This window comes from Microbacterium sp. AC026, from assembly GCF_979258475.1.
Genome location: NZ_OZ409857.1, coordinates 3,312,535 through 3,335,448 on the forward strand (window position 1 = coordinate 3,312,535; position 22,914 = coordinate 3,335,448).

General features: G+C 70.0%; 18 protein-coding genes and 4 pseudogenes. 19 read left to right on the forward strand and 3 right to left on the reverse strand.

Annotated features, from left to right (window positions below; all coding sequences use genetic code 11):
- The first annotated feature begins 79 nt into the window (after positions 1–79).
- Positions 80–886, forward strand: a complete 807-nt coding sequence (locus ACZZ93_RS16835; protein WP_230100357.1) for a sugar phosphate isomerase/epimerase family protein — start codon at positions 80–82, stop codon at positions 884–886.
- Entirely contained in the window at positions 886–2,025 is a 1,140-nt protein-coding gene (locus ACZZ93_RS16840) for a Gfo/Idh/MocA family protein (protein WP_463511603.1), read from the forward strand. Before ACZZ93_RS16835 ends, ACZZ93_RS16840 begins: the two co-directional genes overlap by 1 nt.
- A gap of 29 nt (positions 2,026–2,054) precedes the next feature.
- Here ACZZ93_RS16840 and ACZZ93_RS16845 read toward each other — a convergent pair.
- Positions 2,055–3,249 (reverse strand): annotated as a pseudogene (locus ACZZ93_RS16845) (ROK family transcriptional regulator).
- A 112-nt stretch (positions 3,250–3,361) separates the two neighbouring features.
- On the opposite strand from ACZZ93_RS16845, the gene ACZZ93_RS16850 reads away from it, so the two are divergent.
- The 9 genes and pseudogenes from ACZZ93_RS16850 to ACZZ93_RS16890 all read left to right on the forward strand — a co-directional run bounded on the left by ACZZ93_RS16850 (position 3,362) and on the right by ACZZ93_RS16890 (position 11,587).
- Entirely contained in the window at positions 3,362–4,471 is a 1,110-nt protein-coding gene (locus tag ACZZ93_RS16850; protein WP_053097173.1) for a Gfo/Idh/MocA family protein, read from the forward strand.
- Positions 4,468–5,730 (forward strand): annotated as a pseudogene (locus ACZZ93_RS16855) (sugar ABC transporter ATP-binding protein); the annotation flags it as partial. The gene ACZZ93_RS16850 and the pseudogene ACZZ93_RS16855, both read left to right, overlap by 4 nt.
- A 379-nt stretch (positions 5,731–6,109) precedes the next feature.
- Positions 6,110–6,829, forward strand: a pseudogene (locus tag ACZZ93_RS16860) (ABC transporter permease); the annotation flags it as partial.
- Positions 6,830–7,049: 220 nt separating this feature from the next.
- Positions 7,050–7,571 (forward strand): ABC transporter permease, encoded by a 522-nt coding sequence (locus ACZZ93_RS16865; protein WP_463511604.1) that lies wholly within the window; start codon positions 7,050–7,052, stop codon positions 7,569–7,571.
- Entirely contained in the window at positions 7,535–8,098 is a 564-nt protein-coding gene (locus ACZZ93_RS16870; protein ID WP_463511764.1) for an ABC transporter permease subunit, read from the forward strand. Before ACZZ93_RS16865 ends, ACZZ93_RS16870 begins: the two co-directional genes overlap by 37 nt.
- A gap of 14 nt (positions 8,099–8,112) precedes the next feature.
- Positions 8,113–9,309: a substrate-binding domain-containing protein gene (locus ACZZ93_RS16875; RefSeq protein ID WP_463511605.1), complete on the forward strand. Its 1,197-nt coding sequence runs from the start codon at positions 8,113–8,115 to the stop codon at positions 9,307–9,309.
- An 83-nt stretch (positions 9,310–9,392) separates the two neighbouring features.
- Positions 9,393–10,244 carry a sugar phosphate isomerase/epimerase family protein gene (locus ACZZ93_RS16880; protein WP_230100353.1) on the forward strand — a complete coding sequence of 284 codons (852 nt, stop codon included), beginning with the start codon at positions 9,393–9,395 and terminating at the stop codon, positions 10,242–10,244.
- 27 nt (positions 10,245–10,271) lie between these two features.
- The gene (locus tag ACZZ93_RS16885) at positions 10,272–11,297 is read left to right on the forward strand and encodes a sugar phosphate isomerase/epimerase family protein (protein WP_463511606.1); all 1,026 of its coding nucleotides are present in this window, start codon (positions 10,272–10,274) and stop codon (positions 11,295–11,297) included.
- Positions 11,294–11,587 (forward strand): Dabb family protein, encoded by a 294-nt coding sequence (locus ACZZ93_RS16890; protein ID WP_053097158.1) that lies wholly within the window; start codon positions 11,294–11,296, stop codon positions 11,585–11,587. The genes ACZZ93_RS16885 and ACZZ93_RS16890 overlap by 4 nt, the downstream gene beginning before the upstream one ends.
- Before the next feature lie 21 nt (positions 11,588–11,608).
- Here the strand turns inward: ACZZ93_RS16890 and ACZZ93_RS16895 are convergent, their stop codons facing one another.
- Together ACZZ93_RS16895 and ACZZ93_RS16900 are read right to left on the reverse strand one after the other, a co-directional pair.
- Positions 11,609–12,619 (reverse strand): NYN domain-containing protein, encoded by a 1,011-nt coding sequence (locus tag ACZZ93_RS16895; RefSeq protein WP_053097157.1) that lies wholly within the window; start codon positions 12,617–12,619, stop codon positions 11,609–11,611.
- Positions 12,612–13,607, reverse strand: coding sequence for a Gfo/Idh/MocA family protein (locus ACZZ93_RS16900; protein ID WP_053097156.1), 996 nt, complete (start codon positions 13,605–13,607; stop codon positions 12,612–12,614). Before ACZZ93_RS16900 ends, ACZZ93_RS16895 begins: the two co-directional genes overlap by 8 nt.
- 366 nt (positions 13,608–13,973) lie before the next feature.
- Here ACZZ93_RS16900 and ACZZ93_RS16905 point away from each other — a divergent pair.
- The 8 genes and pseudogenes from ACZZ93_RS16905 (at position 13,974) to ACZZ93_RS16940 (ending at position 22,889) form a co-directional block, all read left to right on the forward strand.
- Positions 13,974–15,376: pseudogene (locus ACZZ93_RS16905) on the forward strand (NtaA/DmoA family FMN-dependent monooxygenase).
- A gap of 164 nt (positions 15,377–15,540) precedes the next feature.
- On the forward strand, positions 15,541–17,175 hold the full coding sequence (locus ACZZ93_RS16910) for a TIGR04028 family ABC transporter substrate-binding protein (protein WP_372984208.1): 1,635 nt from the start codon (positions 15,541–15,543) through the stop codon (positions 17,173–17,175).
- Positions 17,176–17,197: 22 nt separating this feature from the next.
- Positions 17,198–18,145 carry an ABC transporter permease gene (locus ACZZ93_RS16915; RefSeq protein WP_053097150.1) on the forward strand — a complete coding sequence of 316 codons (948 nt, stop codon included), beginning with the start codon at positions 17,198–17,200 and terminating at the stop codon, positions 18,143–18,145.
- A complete protein-coding gene (locus tag ACZZ93_RS16920; RefSeq protein WP_072591576.1) occupies positions 18,142–19,038 on the forward strand; it encodes an ABC transporter permease in 897 nt (298 codons plus the stop codon). The genes ACZZ93_RS16915 and ACZZ93_RS16920 overlap by 4 nt, the downstream gene beginning before the upstream one ends.
- Complete coding sequence (locus ACZZ93_RS16925) at positions 19,035–20,663, forward strand: dipeptide ABC transporter ATP-binding protein (protein ID WP_463511607.1); 1,629 nt, start codon at positions 19,035–19,037, stop codon at positions 20,661–20,663. The genes ACZZ93_RS16920 and ACZZ93_RS16925 overlap by 4 nt, the downstream gene beginning before the upstream one ends.
- The gene (locus tag ACZZ93_RS16930) at positions 20,660–21,679 is read left to right on the forward strand and encodes a putative FMN-dependent luciferase-like monooxygenase (protein ID WP_230100347.1); all 1,020 of its coding nucleotides are present in this window, start codon (positions 20,660–20,662) and stop codon (positions 21,677–21,679) included. Before ACZZ93_RS16925 ends, ACZZ93_RS16930 begins: the two co-directional genes overlap by 4 nt.
- Complete coding sequence (locus tag ACZZ93_RS16935; RefSeq protein WP_053097143.1) at positions 21,676–22,296, forward strand: CMD domain protein; 621 nt, start codon at positions 21,676–21,678, stop codon at positions 22,294–22,296. Before ACZZ93_RS16930 ends, ACZZ93_RS16935 begins: the two co-directional genes overlap by 4 nt.
- The gene (locus ACZZ93_RS16940; RefSeq protein WP_463511608.1) at positions 22,293–22,889 is read left to right on the forward strand and encodes an alkylhydroperoxidase domain protein; all 597 of its coding nucleotides are present in this window, start codon (positions 22,293–22,295) and stop codon (positions 22,887–22,889) included. Before ACZZ93_RS16935 ends, ACZZ93_RS16940 begins: the two co-directional genes overlap by 4 nt.
- Positions 22,890–22,914: the final 25 nt, after the last annotated feature.

Consider the following 22,914-nt stretch of genomic DNA (forward strand, 5'->3'; position numbering starts at 1 on the left):
GCGGAGGTATTTGGTGATAGCGTGCTCGGACAGACGGGTGAAGGCAGCCCGCACGTCACCGACGACCGAAGGAGACCCCGTGGCGATTCAGACTTCCATCCAGCTGTTCACGATCAAGGATCAGCTCGAGACCGACCTCGAAGGCTCGCTGAAAGAGGTGGCCGCCAGAGGCTTCACCGCCGTCGAGCCCTACGACTTCGTGCGCCGGGCTCAGCCGCTCGCCGACGCCCTGTCTGCGGCGGGCCTGACCGCTCCCTCCGGCCACGCGTTCCTCGCCTCCGAGTCGTTCGTCAACCCGGACGGCAGCGGGACCACTCTTCCGGTGCCGTCGCCCGCCGAGGTGTTCGCCGCGGCGAAGGTGCTCGGCATGGGCACCGTCATCGACCCCTACACGGAGCCGGCGCGCTGGGAGTCGATCGAGCAGATCGAGGAGACCGCGCGCCTGCTCAACGAGGCGGCCGCCGTCGGCGCGACCGTCGACGTGCGCGTCGGCTACCACAACCACGCCCATGAGCTCGAGGCCGTCTTCGACGGCGTCACCGGACTCGAGGTGCTCGCCGGCCTGCTCGACGAGCGAGTCGTGCTCGAGGTCGACCTCTACTGGGTCGCACGCGGCGGGGTCGACCCGGTCGCCCTGCTGCAGCGCCTCGGGGACCGCGTGATCGCGGTGCATGCCAAGGACGGCACGCTCGATCCCGCGCTCCTGAGCGCCTACCCGCCCGCCGATCAGGTGGCAGCCGGCGAGGGCACCGTGCCGCTCATCGAGGCCATCGCGGCCGCCCCCGCTCTCGAGCTCGCGATCGTCGAGTTCGACCACTTCGACGGCGACCTCTGGGATGCGGTCGAGCGCAGCCGCGTCTACCTCGACGAGAAGGTCGCCGGCTGATGGCGATCGGGAACGGACCCGTCGGCGTCGGGATCATCGGCGCGGGCAACATCAGTGACCAGTATCTGTCGAACCTCACGACCTTCCCCGACGTGCGCGTGATCGCCGTCGGCGATCTGCTCGAGGACCGCGCGAAGGCGCAGGCCGAGAAGTACGGCGTTCCTCGCGCGGGCGGTGTCGAGCTCGTGCTGAACGACCCCGAGATCGACATCGTCGTGAACCTGACGATCCCCGCCGTGCACGTCGAGGTGTCGGAGGCGATCCTCGCCGCCGGCAAGCACGTGTGGACGGAGAAGCCGATCGGCGTCAGCCGCGACGAGTCGCAGCGCCTGCTGCAGAGGGCGGAGGCCGCCGGTCTCCGTGTCGGCGTCGCCCCCGACACCGTGCTCGGACCCGGCGTGCAGACCGCGAAGCGCGCGATCGCCCGCGGCGACATCGGTCGTCCCCTCTTCGCCCAGACCGCGTTCCAGTGGCAGGGGCCGGAGATCTTCCATCCGAACCCCGCGTTCCTGTATGCCAAGGGTGCGGGTCCGCTGCTCGACATGGGGCCGTACTACGTCTCGGCGCTCGTGCACGTGTTCGGTCCGGTGGCGGCCGTCGCAGCCCTCGGACTCCAGGGTGCTCCGACGCGCACGGTGCAGGTGGGAGAGCTCGCCGGACAGGAGTTCCCGGTCGAGATCCCGTCGACGCTGAGCGTGCTGATGGGCTTCGAGCAGGGCGGACAGGCGCAGAGCCTCTACAGCACCGACTCACCTCTGCTGCGCCAGGGCATCGTCGAGATCACGGGCACCGAGGGCACGATCGTGATCCCCGACCCCAACACGTTCGGCGGACCGATCACGATCACGCGACCGCTGTCCCGCGTGTTCGTGCCGCCGGAGCCGACCGTGCAGGACGTCGTCGACGTCGAGCAGGAGGGCGTGCTCTCGGGACGCGGCGTCGGTCTGCTGGACATGGCGCGGTCGATCGCCGCCGGCCGGACGCATGTCGCCACGGGGGAATTCGGCTATCACGTGCTCGACACGCTGCTGTCGATCGAAGAGGCCGCCGAATCGCGCAGCTTCGTGCAGGTCGAGAGCACGATCGACGAGGTGGGCTCGCTGGATGCCGACTTCGATCCCTTCGAGGCGACTCTCTGAGGTCAGCCGGTGTGGCGGCGGCGGTGCGGTCAGCGCGCCTTCGTCGCCACATAGCGGTCGACGTTCGCGGGTGAGAGCACCTCGCGGGCGACCATGATCGCGGCGCCCAGCACGGCGGCCCGGTCACCCGCCTGCGACTGCACGATGGCGAGGTGCTGGGTCGCCAGGGGATGGATCGTCGATAGACGACCTCGCGCACCCCGGCGAGAAGGTGCTCGCCGGCGCGGGCGATGCTGCCGCCCAGCACGATGATCGACGGGTTGAGCAGATTGACGACGGTCGCGAGCACCTCGCCGACATCTCGGCCGGCCTGACGGGTCGCCTCGATCGCAGCGGCATTGCCCGAGCGGACGAGGTCGACCACATCTGCGGGACTGTGCGCCGCAAGCCCGGCCTCCCGCAGAGCTGCGGCCAGCGCCGACCCGCTCGCGAGCGCTTCGAGGTCGCGCTCGTCGCCGGGCTCCTCGTCGAGCCTGCGCCGCTCGGCACCTGGACGTGCCCCAGATCGCCGGCCGATCCCTGCGCGCCGCGCTGCAGCTGGCCGCCGGCGATGATGCCGGACCCGATGCCGGTCGAGACCTTCACGAACACGAGGTCGTCGACGTGCGGCCACGTGGTGGCCTGCTCGCCGAGCGCGAGGATGTTCACGTCGTTGTCGACGAGCACCGGCACGTCGAACGTGCGCTGCACGTAGGCGGGGATGTCGAAGCGGTCCCAGCCGGGCATGATCGGCGGGTTGGTCGGTCGCCCGGTCGAATGCTCGACGGGACCCGGCACGCCGATGCCCACCCCGAGCAGCGGGATGCCGGCAGCGCGGGAGGCCTCGAGGAGAGCGCCCGCATCGTCGAGGATCAGATCGAGGAGGCTCTCGGGCCCGTCGCCGATGTCGATCGTGCGGGTGCGCGAGTCGAGGATCACGCCGGCGAGATCGGCGACGGCACTGGTGGCGTGAGTGGCACCGAGGTCGACGGCGAGCACGACTCCGGCACGGGAGTTGAAGGCGAGTCGCGCAGGCGGTCGGCCGCCCGTCGAGACCGCCTCGCCTGCCGGTCGCAGGAGGTCGGCGGCGAGCAGGGCATCGACCCGCAGCGCGACAGTCGACCGCGCGAGACCCGTGATGGTCGCGAGCTCGGCTTTGGTGCGGGCGGTGCCGTCGCGAAGGATCTGGAAGATCTCGCCCGCCCCGGGATTCGCCGCCGCGGCGGTGCGGAGTGCGTCGACCATTGCGTCAGTAAACCACAGACTTGCGCCACCGCTCGGTCGACTTCCGATTCGTTACGAAGAACTTTTGACGAATATCTAGCAAAAGTCGAGGAGCCGTGTCAGACTCACCGCCATGACAACGGATGTCACAGACACCGGTCTCGGGACGATCCGAGTCGGCATCCTCGGCGGGGGATTCATGGCTCGCGTGCATCGCACAGCGGCCAGGGACGCGGGAGGCGAGTTCCGCGCCGTCGCCACCGGCTCCCTCGCGGGCGGGCGTCAGGCCGCGGACGAACTCGGCGCCGTGCGTGCTGAGGCCGATGCCGCCGCTCTCCTCGCGGCCGATGACATCGACGTCGTCCACATCTGCACCCCCAACGCCACCCACGCCGGCCTTGCGCTGCGCGCACTCGAAGCCGGCAAGCATGTCATCTGCGAGAAGCCCCTCGCCACGAACGCTGCGGACGCCCGTGAACTCGCACGGGTCGCCGGATCTCTCGGCCGCGTCACCGCGGTTCCCTTCGTCTACCGCTACCACCCGATGGTGCGGGAGGCGCGGGCCCGCGTCGCCCTGGGCGGCATCGGGGAGCTCCTCACCCTCGACTGCTCGTACCTGCAGGACTGGATGCTCCTCTCCACGGACGATGACTGGCGGGTGCGGTCGGCATCCGGCGGGGCATCCCGGGCGTTCGCCGACATCGGCTCGCACCTCTGCGACCTCATCGAGTTCGTGACGGGCCAGCGGATCCGGTCGCTGAGCGCCCGCACCCGCCGGGTGTTCGCCGAGCGAGCCGGACGGGCGGTCGACACGGAGGACATCGTCGCGATCCTCGTCGAGACCGAGTCCGGTGCCCTGGGCACCCTGCTCGTCTCGCAGATGGCCGCCGGACGCAAGAACGCCCTGACTCTCGAACTCCACGGGACCAGGCAGACCCTGCGCTTCGAGCAGGAGCGCCCGGAGGAGCTGTGGATCGGCATGAGAGAGGAGTCCCGGCTGCTGCTGCGGGACCCCTCCACCGCATCGCCCGACTCGGCTCGTCTGCAGCGGGTGCCCTCGGGGCATGCCATGGGCTATCAGGACGCGTTCAACGGCTTCATCGCCGACGTGTATGCGGCGATCGGCGGCGCGACCCCCGACGGGCTGCCCACGTTCGAGGACGGTGTCCGCTCGGCGGTGCTCACCGAGGCGGTCCTCGCCTCGGCGGCCGCGGACGGACGATGGACGGAGGTGGCGGCATGACCGCGACGATCACACAGCCGGTGCTCGAGGTCTCGGGCATCCGCAAGTCGTTCTTCGGAGTGGAGGTGCTGAAGGGCATCGACTTCGATGTGCGTCCGGGGGAGGTGCACGGACTCGTCGGCGAGAACGGCGCGGGCAAGTCCACGCTCATGAAGATCATCGCCGGGGTGCAGCCCGCCGACGACGGCGTGGTGCGCTACCGCGGCGCGGAGGTGCGGCACGCACACCCGCGGCAGGCGATGGACGACGGCATCGTGACCGTCTTCCAGGAATTCACGCTGCTGCCCGAGCGCACGGTCGCGCAGAACGTGTATCTCGGACGTGAGCCCCGACGCGGCGGCTTCGTCGATCAGAAGGCGATGATCCGTCGCACCGGCGAGCTCCTCGCCGACCTCGGCGTCTCGTTCATCGACCCGCAGGCCCGGGTCGGTTCGCTGACCGTCGCCGAGCAGCAGATCGTCGAGATCGTCAAGGCGCTGTCGTTCGAGGCGCAGGTCATCTCGATGGACGAGCCCACCGCCGCGCTGAGCGACCGCGAGGTCGAGCTGCTGTACGCGATCATCCGCCGGCTCACGTCTCGCGGGGTGGCGGTGATCTACGTCTCGCACCGGCTCAAGGAGATCTTCGACCTGTGCGACCGCATCACGATCCTCAAAGACGGCGCTCTGGTCTCGACCGATGAGACGAGCGCCCTGACGACCGACGAACTCGTGCGCCGAATGGTCGGCCGATCCATCCAGTCGTACTACCCGGATGCCGTGGCCGGCACCGTCGTCGGCGAGCCGCGGCTCGAGCTCGACGGCTGCGGCAACGCCTTCGTCGACGGCGTCTCGCTCACCATCCGCGCCGGGGAGATCGTCGGGATCGCCGGGCTCCAGGGGTCCGGACGCACCGAACTGGTCGAGGGGATCTTCGGCATCGACCCGTTCGTGCGGGGCTCGATGCGGGTCGACGGCTCATCGACGCGCATCACGAGCGCCAGGGCGGCGGTGCGCGCGGGACTCGCCCTCGTCTCGGAGGATCGCAAGGCCCAGGGACTGGCGCTCGGGCAGTCGGTGCTCGACAACACCCTGCTCGTGATCCGCAGCGTCTTCACCGCTCGCACCGCCTCGTCCCGTCGAGAGGTGCCCGGGGTGCTCAGCTCGCTGGAGATCAGCTCCCGCGGTCTCGACCAGGAGGTGCGCTTCCTCTCGGGCGGCAACCAGCAGAAGGTCGTGCTCGCCAAGTGGCTGCTCACACAGCCGCAGATCGTGCTCTTCGACGAGCCGACCCGCGGCATCGACGTCGGTGCGAAGTACGCGGTGTACCAGCTCATGCGCGACCTCGCGGCACAGGGCAAGGCGGTGCTGATGGTGTCGAGCGAGCTGCCGGAGGTGATCGGCATGAGCGATCGGATCCTCGTGATGCACGACGGCGAGCTGGTCGCCGAGCTGCCGGCGGGTTCCGCGGAGCACGAGATCCTCGGCGCAGCCACGGGCGCGACGGTCGACGGGGTGCACGATGAAGAGACTTCGGATCGACTCGACCGTCATCGTGCTCGGGATCCTCATCCTGACGCTCATCGTCGGCGCCATCCTCGTCGGCACCGTCGGTCGCAACTTCTTCAGCCCCGGCAACATCCGCGACATCCTCACCGGCATGAGCGTCCTCGGGCTCGTCGCGATCGGGCAGACCCTCGTGGTGCTCGGCGCGTCGCTCGACCTGTCGGTGACCTACGTCGTGAGTCTGTCGAGCCTCCTGGCGGCGACGATCATGAACGGCAACCCCGGGAACATCCCGGCCGCGGTCTCGATCACTCTGCTCGTCTGCGCCGGGATCGGTCTGGTCAACGGACTCATCGTCACCGTGCTGAAGGTCAACGGGTTCATCGCGACGCTCGGCGTGGGGCTGATCCTGCAGGGGATCCTGAACACCAACTTCGAGGGCTCGGCGGGCAGCGTGCCGTGGGAGTTCCAGCTCATCGGCGCCACCGGAGTCGGGCCCGTGCCGGTGTCGACGATCATCATGATCGCGCTCGCCGTCGTCGTCTGGCTGCTGCTGAACCGCACGCGCACCGGCGCCCACCTGTACGCGGTCGGCGGCGACCCCGAGATCGCGCGCCTGTCGGGGGTGCGCACCCGCCCGCCGCTGATCGCCGCGCACGTGCTGTGCTCCGTCTTCGCGGGCCTCGCCGGCCTGCTGCTCGCCAGCCGTCTCGGCGTCGGCAGTCCCACGGTCGGGCAGCAGGGCGGCTACGCGCTGCTGTCGATCGCAGCCGTCGTGCTCGGAGGCACCCTGCTGCTCGGCGGACGCGGTTCGATCTGGGGTGCGATCGGCGGTGTCGCGATCCTCGCGGTCGTCGACAACGTGATGAGCGTCATGCAGGTCAACCCGTTCCTGAAGGACGTCGTCCGCGGCGTGGTGATCGTCGCCGCGGTGGCCGTCTACAGTCGTCGGTCGATCGTCAGTCGCCGTCCGCGCTTCGGCGCCGGCGGCACGAGAACCGGGGAGACGACGCCGCCAAGGCGGCCGAGTCCGAGATGGCGGCCGCAGCATCCGAACTCGCCGATACGAGCACCGTGGCGGAAGGAGGCCGGTCGTGAACACTCTGCGCACACTCGTGAGCCCTCGGGGCGCGGTGTTCCTGCTGCTGGTGATCCTGCTCGTCGCCGTCATGATCCTCAACCCGAGCTTCGCGGAGCCGGGGCAGTTCATGAGGTTCATCCAGCGCGTCGCACCGATCGCCATCGTCGCGATCGGCCAGTACTTCGTCATCATCGCGGGCGAGTTCGACCTGTCGCAGGGCTCGCTGATCACCGCGCAGGTGATCGTCGCCGGCAACCTCGTCGGGCAGGACGACTCCCGCACCGTGCCCGTGCTGCTGCTCATGATCGTCTTCGGGGTGGTCGTCGGACTCGTGAACGGCGTCATCACCACGCTGCTCAAGGTGCCCTCCTTCATCGTCACGCTGGGCATGATGCTCGCCCTTCTCGGCGGCGTCATGTGGTGGACCGGGGAGCGGCCACGGGCAACCCGGCTGACAGCTTCCGCGAGATCGGTCGTGGCGGCATCCGTGACGTGCCGGTGCTCGAGTTCATCCCCTGGGCGGTGTTCATCCTGATCGGGTGGCTCGCGCTGGGCATCTGGATCACCAAGCGCCCGCTCGGCAAGCTCCTCATCGCGGTCGGCGACAACTCGACCGCGGTCGACTTCGCCGGCGCGCGCAGCGCCTGGGTGACGACACGGGCGTTCGTGATCTCGTCGCTCTCGGCCACGCTCTCCGCCGTGCTGCTCGTGGGGTACGCCGGGGTGCATCCCTCGGTCGGCCGCGGCTACGAGTTCGTCGCCATCACCGCCGTCGTCCTCGGCGGGGTCGTGCTCGGCGGAGGCCGGGGATGGATCGTCGCGGCGGCGGCGGGAGCCTTCGCGCTCGAGGCCCTCTTCATGCTGCTGAACATCGCGGGGGTCCCTTCGACGCTGCGAGACGCCGTGCAGGGCGTGATCATCATCGCCGCAGTGGCGTACTCCGCGGTCGCCTTCCGGGCACGGCGCCGGCGAGGCCCGCAGTCGTCTCCGGACGTTCCGCGCACAGAGACCTCAGAACCCGTAACAACCAGCACCATCCACACAGAAACCAGAGGAGATTAGCAATGCGACGATCGATGAAGATCGCCACCGCAGGGGTGGCTCTCTTCGGCCTCATCGCGCTCGCCGGGTGTACGACAGACCCGTCCGTGGCGCCGGCGGAGTCGGAGAACCCGGAGGAGTCGGCCGAGACCACCGAATGGTTCGACCAGGAGCTGTTCGACAAGCAGATGGAGGAGCGGGGTGTCGAGCCCCAGGGGCCGGCGACCGAGCCGTATCTCCAGCACATCAAGGCCGAGATGGTCGACACGTCGGAGTTCGCCAGCGAGGGGCCCAAGAAGGCCTGCTTCGCGAACGCCTCGATCTCGAACCCGTGGCGGCAGACGGGCTGGATCACGATGAACGAGCAGCTCAAGTCGCTGCAGGAGGCCGGTGCGATCAGCGAGATGGAGACCCGCGACGCGCAGGACTCGGATGACACGCAGATCGCCGACATCGACTACTTCATCTCCGAGGGCGGCTGCGACGTCTTCCTCATCTCGCCCAACAGCACCGCGGCGATGACGCCGGCCGTCGAGCGCGCATGCGAGACCGGCAAGCCGGTGATCGTGTTCGACCGCGGCGTCGACACCGACTGCCCGGTCACATTCATCCACCCGATCGGCGGATTCGCGTGGGGCATCGACACGGCCGAGTTCCTCATCGACAACCTCGAAGAGGGCGACAAGGTCGTGGCGCTGCGCATCCTCCCCGGAGTCGACGTGCTCGAGCACCGGTGGGCCGCTGCGGAGAAGCTCTTCGACGAGGCGGGGATCGAGGCCGTGGACTACTTCACGGGCGCCGACCCCGCGGAGATCAAGAGCATCATCAGCGACGAGCTCGCCAAGGGCGACGTGCAGGGAATCTGGATGGATGCCGGTGACGGCGCTGTCGCCGCGATCGAAGCCTTCGAAGATGCCGGCGCCGACTACCCGGTGATGACCGGCGAGGACGAGATGAGCTTCCTCCGCAAGTGGAAGGACACGGGTCTCACGGGCCTCGCCCCGGTGTACTCGAACTTCCAGTGGCGCACGCCGCTGCTCGCCGCGCAGATGATCTTCGCCGGCGAAGAGGTTCCGAAGGAGTGGGTGCTCCCGCAGAAGCCGATCACCGAAGCAGAGCTCGACGACTACCTCGCCGCCAACGAGGGAATGCCGGACGGGCACTACGCGAAGTTCGGCGGGGAGAACCTTCCCGGTTACCCGACCGTCTGGCAGGAACGCCAGATCCCGTAACCCGCGGTGATGCTCCCACCCTTCCCCTCTGCGCCTCGCGGATGGGAGGGTGGGAGCACTCGCGTCATCCCCGAAGGAGCAGGATGCCTCGCACGATCGCCGTCAACACGTGGGTGTGGACGTCTCCACTGACCGACGCGACTCTCGAGCCGCTCGCGCGGAAGGCGGCGGGGATGGGGTATCAGGCGCTCGAGCTTCCGCTCGAGAGCGTCGGGGACTGGGATCCGGCACGAGCCCGCGACGTGCTCGATGACCTCGGCCTCGCCGCGATCGTCGTCGGGGCCATGGGCCCTCGGCGCTCGCTGCTCGCGCAGGCCGGTGACGTCGGGGCCACGCAGGACTACCTGCGCTCGTGCATCGCGGCGGCCGCGACGCTCGGCTCCGCGGTGGTCGCCGGTCCCTTCTACGCACCCACCGGGGCTACCTGGCGGATGTCCGTCGAGGACCGTTCGCGAGTGGTGCGCGAGCTGCGCACGAACCTCGAGCCGGTCGCGGCCGAGGCGGCCTCCGCCGGGATAACCCTGGCCGTCGAACCGCTCAACCGCTACGAGACGAGCGTGCTCAACACGGTCGAGCAGAGCCTCGACGCGCTCGCACCGCTGCTCGGCGCAGGCGTCGGGCTCGCGCTCGACACCTACCACCTGAACATCGAGGAGAAGAAGCCCGCGGAGGCCATCCGCGCGGCGGGCTCGGCGATCGCGCACGTGCAGGTGTGCGGCAGCGATCGGGGCGCCGTGGGCGACGACCACACGGACTGGCCGGAGATCCTCCGGGCCCTCGACGATGCGGACTATCGAGGGCCGCTCGGGCTGGAGAGCTTCACGGGCGAGAACGCGACGATAGCCGTCGCCGCATCCGTCTGGCGACCACTCGCGGCGAGCCAGGACGAGCTCGCCGCCCGCAGCATCCAGGCACTGAGAGCGCTCGGCACCTGACCCGTCACGCGATACGAAGGAGTGTCCATGACCACGCACCCGGTCACCCTGTTCACCGGCCAGTGGGCCGATCTGCCGTTCGAGGAGGTCGCCCGGCTGGCGGCTGAGTGGGGATACGACGGCCTCGAGGTCGCAGCATCCGGGGACCATCTCGACCTGCGGCGAGCCGACGAGGACGACGCCTACGTCGCCTCGCGCCGCGAGATCCTCGACCGGCACGGTCTGCAGATCTTCGCGATCTCGAACCATCTCGCGGGCCAGGCGGTGTGCGACGCCCCCATCGACTTCCGTCACCAGGCGATCCTGCGCGACTACGTGTGGGGCGACGGCGACTCCGAGGGCGTGCGCGCCCGCGCGGCGGACGACATGAAGCGGGCGGCGCGGGTCGCGCGCAGGCTCGACGTCGACACCGTCGTCGGGTTCACCGGCTCATCGATCTGGCCCTATGTGGCAATGTTCCCGCCGGTACCGGCATCCGTCATCGAAGGCGGGTTCGAGGACTTCGCCGCGCGCTGGAACCCGATCCTCGACGTGTTCGACGGCGAGGGCGTGCGGTTCGCGCATGAAGTGCATCCCGGCGAGATCGCCTACGACTACTGGTCGTCCGTGCGGGCGCTGGAGGCGATCGACCACCGCGGGGCGTTCGGATTCAACTGGGACCCGTCGCACATGATGTGGCAGAACATCGATCCCGTCGGGTTCATCGTCGACTTCGCCGACCGGATCTACCACGTGGACTGCAAGGACACCCGGATGCGACCGCACAACGGGCGTGCGGGCGTGCTCGGATCGCATCTGCCGTGGGGCGACCCCCGACGCGGGTGGGACTTCGTCTCGACCGGCCACGGCGACGTGCCCTGGGAGGACGCGTTCCGCGCGCTCGAGGCGATCGGATACGACGGCCCCATCTCGATCGAATGGGAGGACGCGGGAATGGACCGACTGCACGGCGCGCCGGAGGCCCTCGCCTACGTGCGGTCGCTGCTCTGGCCCGCGCCCACGGCCGCGTTCGACGCCGCCTTCAGCAGTCAGCAGACCGGAGATCCCGCATGACCATCCAGCACACCGTCGTCTTCCGCCTCGTGCACGAGGCGGGCAGCCCCGAGGAGCGCGAGTTCCTCGCGACGGGCAGAGCGGTGCTCACGTCGATCCCCGGTGTCGAGGACTTCACGATCCGTCGCCAGGTGAGCCCGAAGAGCGACCTCGAGCATCAGTTCTCGATGGTGTTCCGCGACCGCGATGCGTACCGCTCCTACGACGCGCACCCCGCGCACACCGCGTTCGTCTCGGAACGCTGGGTGCCCGAGGTCGCGGCGTTCCAGGAGTATGACTTCGAGGAGTGACGACGTGACCGGCGGCGCGGATCAGACCGAGTCGCGCAGCTTCACCAGGCGCTCGTGGCCGGTCTCCTCGAGCTCCGCGATGCTCTCGCGCGACTTGAGGAAGTCCGAGAACGAGCGGTAGCCGAGGGCCTTCTCGCTGAACGACGGGTCCATGCGACGCATGTGCGTCTTCACCGCCGAGCTGTGCAGCCACTCGTCGGCATCGGCCTTGTCGTGCCCGAGGCGCAGCGCGCGATGCAGCAGCTCCGTCGCCTCGCCCTGCTCGGTGCCCTCTCCGTGCTCGTCGAGCTTCGCGGACGACGACGGTGCCGCAGCGGTCGCCGCCGCGGCGGCGGCCTTCGCCTTGGCGGCCTTCGTCGGCGGTCGCGACTTGGCCTTCGCGGCGGGCTCGGCGGCCGGCTCGGCCACAGGCTCGACGGCGACCTCGGGAACGGTGACGACGGGCGCGGGCGCGGTCTTGCTCGGGCGCACCACACCGGGAAGCGAGTCGTACGCCTCGAACTCGTCGCACGCGGCGGCGAGGGACTTCGCGGTGGACCCCGCGACGCCGACGCCGATGACGTAGCGACCCAGACGCTTGCAGCGCTGTGCGAGCGGGACGTAGTCGCTGTCTCCGGCGACGATCACGACGTGCGTGAGGTCGGGCAGACGGAACATGTCCTCGACCGCGTCGACGGCGAGGCGGATGTCCGCGCCGTTCTTCGCGTAGGCGGCGGCCGGGAACAGCTGCACGAGGTCGACGGCGCGGGCCACGAGCTGCGACCGGTAGACCGCGTTCACGGGCGACGACCAGTCGGCGTACGCCCGGGTGAGCACGAGCGTGCCGAAGGAGGCCGCGTAGTCGATGATCGCGCCGACCTCGATCATGGCGCGGGACAGCCGCTCCGTGACCTCCGGATCGGTCGGGTTCTCGGTGATCCGCTGGCGGTCCTTGCCATAGGCGTTCCGTCCGTGCACACGGTCGTACCAGGAGATGACGATGTTGTCGAAGTCCAGGTAGACGGCGACGCGGGCGTCGGTGGCCTCAGCCATGGTTCACTCCTTCGCGCGGGTAGCGCACGCCGATCTGCGCGCGGATCTCGTCGAGGGTGCCCATGATCGCGACGCTCTCGGCGATCGGCAGGATATCGCCCTCGAGCACGCCGTCGCCCACGAGGCGCTCGGCCGCGAGGGCCTGGTACTGCATGCCGCGACCGTCGACCTCCGACACGTACTCCTCGACGACCGTGCCGTCCGGCTGCACGACGCGGAACGTGGTGGGGGTGTACCAGACGCGGTCGAGGTCGATGCGCGCCGTCGTGCCGATGATGCTCGCGGCGTTGGGGCCGGCGGCACGCGACGACGAGAGCGTCGTCGAGATCGCTCCGCCGTCGTGGGTCATGACGGTGGCGACCTCGGCATCCGCTCCGGTCTCGATCAGGCGCCCGACGGCGTGGATGCCGGTCGGGGCGCCGAGGATGTCCCACACGAAGGAGATCGGGTAGATCCCGAGGTCGAGGAGGGCACCGCCGCCGAGCTCGAGGGCGTTGAGGCGGTGCTCGGGGTCGGAGGGGAGCAGCTGGGTGTGGTCGGCGCTCACGGCGCGGATCTCACCGAGGGTCCCGGCGGCGATGATCTCGCGGATGCGGGCCATGTGCGGCAGGTAGCGCGTCCACATCGCCTCCATCGCGAGCAGACCCCGGTCGGCGGCCAGACGCTGCAGGTCCTCCGCCTCCGAGCGGTTGAGGGTGAACGCCTTCTCGACCAGCACGTGCTTGCCGGCTTCGAGCGCGAGGCGGGCATTCTCATGATGCATCGGGTGCGGGGTCGAGACGTAGATGATGTCGACCTCGGGGTCGGCGACGAGCGCCTCGTACGAGGGATGCGCGCGCGGGATGTCGAAGCGGGCGGCGAAGGCGTCGGCCGATTCCTGCGAGCGCGAGCCGACCGCCACGAGATCGAGCCCGGCGGTGCGCAGATCGGATGCGAACGCGCCGGCGATGCCGCCGGTCGCGAGGATTCCCCAACGAAGACCAGTCATCATCTCAGCGTAGGGGTGGAGGCTGAGCACGGGGTGTTCAGACCAGGGCATCCGGGGGCGGCCGGAACGGATGCCGTTCAGACGAGCGCGAGCGCGCGGTCGAGGTCGGCGATCAGATCGCTCGGATCCTCGAGCCCGGCCGACAGGCGGATCGTGGCGAACTCGATCATGCGGTCACCACTGCGGTGCTCAGAGCGCGGGGGAGGAGGTCGAGGTCATGGTCCCATCCTCCGATCGGGCACCCACACTCGGGGAGGATGTGTCGCCGTGTTGCGATCCGTTTCGCTGCGCTTCCCCGCCGATTGGCCCGCTGCCGAGCCCGCTCATACTTTCGGGTGCATGACCGAACCCCTCATCATCGGCGCCATGGTGCGCACTCTCGGCGCGTATCCCTCCGGCTGGCGTCAGCCGGGCGCGCATCGCGACCCCTCGGCCGATGCCGAGATCCTCCGTCGCATCGCGCGAGAGGGAGAGGACGCGGGGCTCGACTACCTGTTCTTCGGTGATTGGCTGGCCACCGGGCCGGACCTCGAATTCCGCGACCCGTACCTGCTCGCGCGGATCGACCCGGTGAGCGCCGTGCTGTACCTCGCCGGGGTCACCTCTCGCATCGGCCTCATCGCGACGGTGAACACGACCTACGCCGATCCGTATGCGACGGCGCGCTCGCTCGCATCCCTCGACCTGCTGACAGGCGGTCGAGCCGGCGTCAACCTCGTCACCGGAGCCGAGCCACGAGCCGCGGGCAACCACGGTCGCGATGCGCACGCCGACAACGAGAGCCGATACGACCGCGCGGAGGAGTTCGTCGTCGCCCTGCGCCGTCTGTGGGACTCGTGGAGCGAGGACGCCTGGATCGCGGATGCCGCACGCGGCGTGCTCATCGACCCGGACGGGCTCCGGGGTGCGGACCTCCGGGGCGAGCACGTGCGCGTCTCCGGACCGCTGAACGTCGCCCGCCCCCGCAGGGGCGGATCCCTCTCGTGCACGCGGGCACTTCGCCGCGGTCGCGCGCGCTCGCCGCGACCGAGGCCGACCTCGCGCTCATCGCCGCCCCGAACATCGCCGATGCGATCGCCACCCGGCGGCAGCTGCGCGACATCGCGCTCCGATCAGGCCGCGCGCCCGAGGGGCTGGCGGTGATCGCGCCCGTGCTTCCTGTGGTCGCACCGACGGATGCCGACGCTCACCGCATCGTCGAACGGCTGCTCGCGCTCGTCCCGCTCGACGAGGGGCATCAGTCGTCCCGCACGGCATTCCCCGCGAACAGATCGGTCGTCGCGCTGGCCGACGCCCTGGGCGTCGGCGCCGACGAACCGCTGCGTTCCGCCGGCTTCGACGAGGTCGTGACCCGCGATCAGGCCGGGCGCCTCGGGGAGGCAGGGCAGGCGCTGATCGAGCGCCTGCGACTCATCGCCGGACTCCGCGTCGGGGATGACGGCGAGACGGCGCTGACCTGGCGCCACCTCGTCGCGGCCCATGCCGTGCCTGCCGCATTCGTGGTCGGCGACGCCGCGACGATCGCGGACCACTTCGAGACCTGGCGCGACCAGGGTGCAGCCGACGGGTTCAACGTGCTCTCCGCGTTCCAGCCCGCACAGTTCGAGGCCTTCACCCGCCTCGCCGCGCCCGAACTGCGTCGACGGGGCCTGCTCGGTCGCAGCGACGGAGCGCCCACCCCGCTGCGGGACCGTCTCGGCGTCGGCGTCGGCGTCGGCGTCGAGGTCGGCAGCGAGCAGCGTGCCGCATCATCGCTTCTCGTCCGCTGAACCGCGTCATCCATTACGTCGGATTGCGTCTGGTGACCCGTCATGACGTCTCGTGACAGGCCGGGTCCGCACATGACAGCCCCATTCGCGTCACGACCGTGAGAGTCCCTAGCGTGACGTTCACCCGCACACCGAACCACAGCATCCCGTCCAGGAGGACCCGCATGAACCGCCGTCTCATCCGCGCAGCCGCCGTCGCGCTTCCGCTCGTCCTCGCGGCGGGACTCGCCGCCTGCGCGTCCTCGCCGGCCCCGAGCGGCGCCTCCGCCGACGCGGGCGACCCCGTCACCGGGGGAACGCTGACCTATCTGGAGCACCAGACCTTCACGAACCTCTACCCGCCGCAGGCCGGGTTCTACCCGAACGGAGGCGTGGTCAACAACATCGCCGCGCGCCTGACGTGGCAGAACCCCGACTCGCTCGAGATCGAGCCGTGGATCGCCTCGGCCTGGACCGTGAACGACGACGCCACCGAGTACACGTTCGACCTGCGACCCGACGTCACCTTCTCGGACGGGACGCCGCTGGACGCCGCGGCCGTGGCGAAGAACTTCGACACGTACGGCCTCGGCGACCCCGAGCGCGGCCTCACGGTCTCCGAGGCGATCAACAACTACGCCTCGAGCGAGGTCGTCGACGACGACACGGTCACCTTCCGCTTCTCGGCCCCGGCCCCCGGGTTCCTGCAGGCGACGTCGACCATCAACTCCGGCCTGCTCTCGCCCGAGACGCTCGACGGCACCATCGAGGACTTCGGGGCGGGCAACGCCGAGGAGATCATCGGCGCCGGGCCCTTCACCCTCACCGACGAGAAGCTGGGCACAGAGTTCACCCTCACCGCCCGCGAGGACTACGCGTGGGCGCCGGAGAGCGCCGAGAACCAGGGCCGTCCGTACGTCGACGCCGTGCACGTGCTCGTCACCCCCGAGGACTCCGTGCGCATCGGATCGCTGCTCGCGGGTCAGGCCGACTACGTCCGCTACGTGCAGGCCTTCGACGAGGACCGGGTCGAGAGCGCGGGCTTCACGCTGTACGCACCGCAGACCCGTGGCGTGAACAACTCCATCTCGCTGCGTCCCGAGAACCCGCTGCTGAGCGACATCAGGGTGCGTCAGGCGCTCGTCGCCGCGGTCGACGCCCAGGAGGTCGTCGACACCCTGTTCACCGAGAACTACCCCGTTGCGACCTCGGTGCTGTCGCAGGAGGCGCTCGGATACAAGGACGAGTCGGAGCACTACGCATACGACCCCGACAAGGCCGAGAAGCTGCTCGACGAGGCGGGCTGGACGGCCGGGTCCGACGGCATCCGCGAGAAGGACGGCGAGCGCCTCGCGATCACCGTGTACGAGGCCGCACCGCAGCCCCTGTCGAAGCAGACGCTCGAGCTCGTCGCCCAGCAGCTCGCGAAGGTCGGTGTGGAGCTCACGGTCAAGCCGGCGGATGCCGGGTCGTATGCCGAGGACACCCGTGACCCGCTCAAGACGGGCTTCTACCACTCGATGGTCGGCCGCGCCGACTTCGACGTGATCAAGAGCCAGTACTACACGAAGAACCGTGACGCGCTGATCTCGAACGACGCCGAGCTCGACGCCCTGCTCGAGGCGGTCGCCTCGGAGCCGGACACCGAGAAGCGAGCGGCGGCCTCGCAGGCCGTGCAGGACTACATCGCCGAGCAGGCCTACGTCATCCCGCTGTTCGAGGAGCCGCAGGTCTACGGCGCCGCCACCTACGTGCACGGCGTGGACTTCGAGTCGGTCGGTCGCCCCACCTTCTCGGGCGTCTGGCTCGCCGAGCACTGAGCATGACTGAGACGGTGCACCGATGAGCTTCGTCCTCCGACGAGCCGGGCAGGCCGCGATCGTTCTGATCGCGGCCTTCACGGCCACCTTCTTCCTCCTGCAGCTGCTGCCGGGGGATGCGATCCTGATCAAGTTCTCCGACCCCAGCCTCGGGCTGTCGCCGGAGCAGCTCGACGGCATCCGCGCCACCTACGGCACCGATCTGCCGTGGTGGCAGCAGTACGTGCACGCAGGTCTCGGATTCGCGGCCGGTGACTTCGGCTACTCGACACAGTTCGGCACCCCGGTGCTGGAGATGCTCGCCGAGGCACTGCCGTCGACCGTGCTGCTCGCGTCGCTGGGACTCGTGGTCGCGCTGCTGATCGCCGTGCTCGTCGCAGGGCTCTCGTCTCTCGCACCGTTCGCGTGGCTGCGCGACGGCATCCGTCAGGTGCCGGGGCTGTTCGTCGCGGTGCCGGTGTTCTGGCTCGGCATCCTGCTGATCCAGGTCTTCTCGTTCGGTCTCGGGTGGGTGCCGATCGTCGGCGCCGACCCTGTCGCCGGGCTCGTCCTCCCCGTGCTGACCCTCGCCGTGCCGATCTCCGCTCCGCTCGCCCAGGTGCTGGTGCGCGCCATCGATCAGGTGCAGGCGCAGCCGTTCATCACCGTCGTCCGGGCCAAGGGCGCGCCGCCGTCGTGGGTGCTCACCCGGTCGGTCGCGCGCAACGCGGCCCTGCCGACGCTCACGATCGCCGGGGTGCTGTTCGGCGAGCTCGTGGGAGGGGCCGTGGTCACCGAGACCGTGTTCGGTCGCACCGGCATCGGCCGCCTCACCGAGCAGGCCGTGTCGAACCAGGACATCCCGGTGCTGCAGGGCGTCGTGCTGCTGTCGGCCCTCGGGTTCGTGCTCATCAGCTTCGCCGTCGACCTCGTCACCCCGCTGATCGATCCGCGCCAGCGCGCCCTCTCGAAGTCAGGAGCATCGGCATGACCGTCGCCGCCGTGGCCGCATCCGTCGACACCCCGCCCGAGACACCGCAGCAGGATGCCGCAACGCTCACCCGATCGCCTCGACGCGCGCGCGGACTGCTCGCTCTGCCGTGGGGGCTCTACCTCGCGATCGCCGTCGTCTCGCTCGCCGTGCTCTGGGCGCTGATCCCCGGGGTCTTCGCACCCGGCGACCCTCTCACCGGCACTCCCGCCGACAAGCTGCTGCCACCGAGCGCGGCGCACCTCTTCGGCACCGACACGCTCGGTCGCGACCTGTTCGGCCGCGTCGTCCACGGCGCCGTGCACTCGCTTTCGGGCGCGCTCATCGCCGTCACCGTGGGCCTCGCGCTCGGGACGATCCTCGGTGCGATCGCCGGCGCGATCGGCGGCGTCGTCGACGACATCCTGATGCGCGTCGTCGACGTGCTGCTCGCCATCCCCGGCCTGCTGCTGTCGCTGTCGGTGATCATCCTCCTCGGCTTCGGCACGGTGAACGCCGCCATCGCCGTGGGCCTCGGCAGCGTCGCCGCCTTCGCCCGACTCATGCGGTCGGAGGTCGCCAGAGTGCGCCGCAGCGAATACGTCGAGGCGGCGTACGGCAGCGGGGGCACCTTCTTCACGGTGCTCCGTCGCCATGTGCTGCCGAACTCGCTCACCCCGATCGTCGCGCTCGCCGCCCTGCAGTTCGGCACCGCGATCCTCGCGATCTCGACCCTCGGATTCCTCGGTTACGGTGCTCCGCCACCCACCCCCGAATGGGGGCTGCTGATCGCCGAGGGACGCAACTACATCGCGACCGCCTGGTGGCTCACGGCACTGCCAGGACTCATCGTGGTCGTCGTCGTGCTCAGCGCCAACCGCATCTCGCACCGCATCGGAAGGAACCCGCGATGAGCGTGCTCACCGTCGACGGCCTCGCCGTCTCGTACGCCACCAGAGCCGGTCGCCGGGAGGTGGTGCACGGGGTCTCCTTCGAGATCGCCGAGGGAGAGGCACTCGCGCTCGTGGGCGAATCGGGATCGGGCAAGTCCACCACCGCGCACGCCCTGCTCGGCCTGCTGCCCGAGGGCGGGAGGGTCGACGGCGGCACGGTGCGCCTCGGCGAGCTCGACATCTCGGGCTGGACGGATCGCGCACTGCGCGGCATCCGGGGTCCGGAGATCGGACTCGTGCCGCAGGACCCGGTGACCTCGCTCGATCCGGTGCGCCCGATCGGCGCCCAGGTCGAAGAGGTGCTGAAGCTGCACGGCCACCGCGATCGTCGCTCGCGGCGCGCGCGGGTGATCGAGCTCCTCGACCGGGTCGGTATCGATGATCCGGACCTCCGAGCTCGGCAGTACCCGCACGAGCTCTCGGGCGGTATGCGCCAGCGTGTGCTGATCGCCTCGGCCATCGCGCTGCGGCCACGGCTGCTGATCGCCGACGAGCCCACGAGTGCTTTGGACGCGACCGTGCAGCGCAAGGTGCTCGATCTGCTCGACGAGCTGCGTCGAGAGGAAGGCACGAGCATCCTGCTGGTCACCCACGACCTCGGCGTCGCGGCCGATCGCGCCCAACGGCTCGTCGTGCTGAAGGACGGCCGCATCGTCGAGCAGGGAGCGAGCGCCCAGGTGCTCGCGGCACCCTCGGACGGATACACGAAGCAGCTCCTCGCCGATGCCCCGGCGTTCACGACGGGGTTCCGCCGCCCCGAGGTTCCGCCCTTCCTGCGGGATGCCGCAGCGGTCGCGGCCGAGAACCCGTTCGCGATCACCGCGAGCGGTCTCGTCAAGGAGTTCAGGGTCGCGGGGCGTGAGCGATTCCGGGCCGTCGACGACGTGTCGTTCCGGGTGCGCCGGGGCACGACGCACGCGCTGGTCGGCGAGTCCGGATCGGGCAAGACGACCACCGCGCGCCTCATCACGCGCTTCCATGAGCCGGATGCCGGGGCCATCGAGATCGACGGTGAAGACGTGACCGGTCTGTCGGGCCAGCGTTTGCGCGCGCTGCGCCGGCGCATCCAGCTCGTGTACCAGAACCCCTTCGCATCGCTGGATCCGCGGCAGCAGGTCGTCGACATCATCGCCGAGCCGCTGCAGAACTTCGGGGTGGGCTCCCGCTCCGACCGCAGGGATCGAGCGCTCGCCCTGATCGACAGGGTGTCGCTGCCGAGCGACCTCGCGCAGCGCACACCGCGTGAGCTCTCGGGTGGGCAGCGACAGCGGGTCGCGATCGCCAGGGCCCTCGCGATCGACCCCGAGATCGTCGTGCTCGACGAGGCGGTGTCGGCCCTCGACGTCACGGTGCAGGCGCGCATCCTCGAACTGCTCACCTCGCTGCAGGCCGAACTCGGTCTCACCTACCTCTTCATCTCGCACGACCTCGCCGTGGTGCGCAGGATCAGTCACACCGTCTCGGTGATGCGCCGCGGGCGGATCGTCGAGGAAGGCGTCACCGAGGACCTCTTCCACGACCCCCAGCACGACTACACCCGGGAGCTGCTCGCGGCCGTCCCCGGACGAACGGAGCAGCCCGCATGACCGCACCCACGATCGCCTTCTTCACCCGGCTGCTCGACGACGCGTCGCCCGCCGAGCGCTACGCGCTGGCCACCGAGCAGATCCGGCACGCCGAACGGCACGGCGTCGGTCGCGCCTGGGTCGCACAGCACCACTTCCGCGCCGCGGAGGGCGGCCTGCCCTCGCCGCTCGTCTATCTCGCCAACGTGGCCGCGCAGACCTCGCGCATCCGTCTCGGCACCGGGGTCGTCACGCTGCCGCTCGAAGATGCGGTGCGTGTCGCGGAAGATGCGGTGGTCGCCGACCTGCTCTCGGGCGGACGCATCGACCTGGGGCTCGGCAGCGGCGGAACCCCCTCGTCCTTCGTGCCGTTCGGTGAGGACGTGCGCGAGAAGGCGCCGACCTACGACCGCAAGCTGCGACTGCTGCTCGACGCGCTCGCGGGGCGGGACATCGGCGCCGACAACACCCTCTATCCGGATGCCGGCACTCTCGGCGACCGCATCTGGCAGGCGACCTTCTCGGCCCCCGGCGGCCATCGCGCCGGCATCCACGGGCATGGCCTCCTGCTCTCGCGCACTCAGCCGCGGTCGACGGACGCGCTGCACGCCCCGCTCTCGGCGCTGCAGGATCCGATCATCGACGCGTACCTCGAGGCTCTCCCCGACGGCGTCGCCCCGCGTGTCACCGCCTCGCGCACCGTGTTCGTCGCGGATGACCGCGCGGAGGCCCTGCGCTTCGCTGAGGTCGGGCTGCGTCGTGCCGCCGAGGGGTTCCGCCGACAGGGCCAGACGATCCCCGGCGACACCCTCGATGAGCTGATCGTGGCCCTCGACACCCACCTCGGCACCCCGGAGGAGGTCGCCGAGTCCCTCGCCGCAGACGCCACCCTCGACAGGGCGACCGAGGTCGCGTTCCAGGTGCACTCGGTCGACGCCCCGCACGAGCACGTGCTGCGCTCGATCGAGCTCTTCGCAGAGCACGTCGCCCCCGCTCTCGGCTACACCCTCACCGACACCATCAAGGAGAAGGCATGACCACCGACATCGTCGATCAGATCGTAGGGGTGACGCCGGAGCTCGATGCGCTGCGGCGCCGTCGCCCCGTCACCAGGGAGCAGCTGCAGGCGAGCTTCGACGCGCTCTTCGCGCCGGTGTCGACGGAGGAGGTGTCGCAGGCCGAGCGCGAGCTGATCGCCGCGTTCGCGACGCGCCTCGCCGGCGACGCGGATGCGACGGCCGAGTTCTACGCAGACCGGGCCCTGGCTGTGGACCCGCAGCGCGCCACCGTCGTGATCGCCGAGGCCACGAACGCTGCGGTGACCGGGCCCTTCGGCTCGTACACCGAAGCGGGACTGCAGGGCGAGAACACCGAGGGCGAGCGCTACGCGCCGTCGCCCGAGATCGCAGAGGCGCTCGGCGGGCGGGTCGCCGCCGCCCTCGCGCACACGCACCTGCTCGTGTTCCGGCCGCGCGAATCCGCGGCCGTCGACATCCAGCGGCTGGTGGATGCGGGATGGTCGGCCGACGGCATCGTCACCCTCTCGCAGCTCGTCTCGTTCCTCGCGTTCCAGCAGCGCGTCATCACGGGCCTGAGGGTTCTCTCCGCCGCCGGCATCGCCGCGGCATCCGACTCCGAGGAGGAGGCAGCATGACCGAGCTTCTGCGCGATGACGCACCGCACCCCGAGGCGTTCACGCGAGCCGAGGTGGGGTGGACCCCGCATCTGCCGCCGCTCGCGGAGGAGGAGCTCACCGAGCGCCACTACGACGGTCTGGCCGACGCCTCTCGGGCGAAGAACGACTACTTCCGGCTGCTGGCGCGCGACCCCGAGGTGCTCAAGGCGCGCACGCTCGTCGACAAGGACATCTTCTACAACGCCAAGGAGGGTCTTCCCCGGGCCGAGCGCGAGCTCTCGGCGACCGCGGCTTCGCGTCGCAACGGCTGCGTGTTCTGCGCCTCGGTGCACTCGCGCTTCGCGGCGCACCACAGCAAGCGGGTCGACGACGTCGATCTCCTGCTGGATCAGGGAGTCGACGCCGACCTCGGGGAGCGGTGGAACGCGGTTGTCGCGGCCTCCGTCGCCCTGACCGACACGCCCAGCACCTTCGGCGCCGACGAGACCGCCCGGCTGCGGGCGGCGGGACTCGATGACCTCGAGATCGCCGACGTGATCCACGGCGCCGCGTTCTTCAATTGGGCGAACCGTCTGATGCTGTCGATCGGGAGGCCGGTCGCGCCCGCCTGATCGGTCGAGAGATCAGCACCGGCCC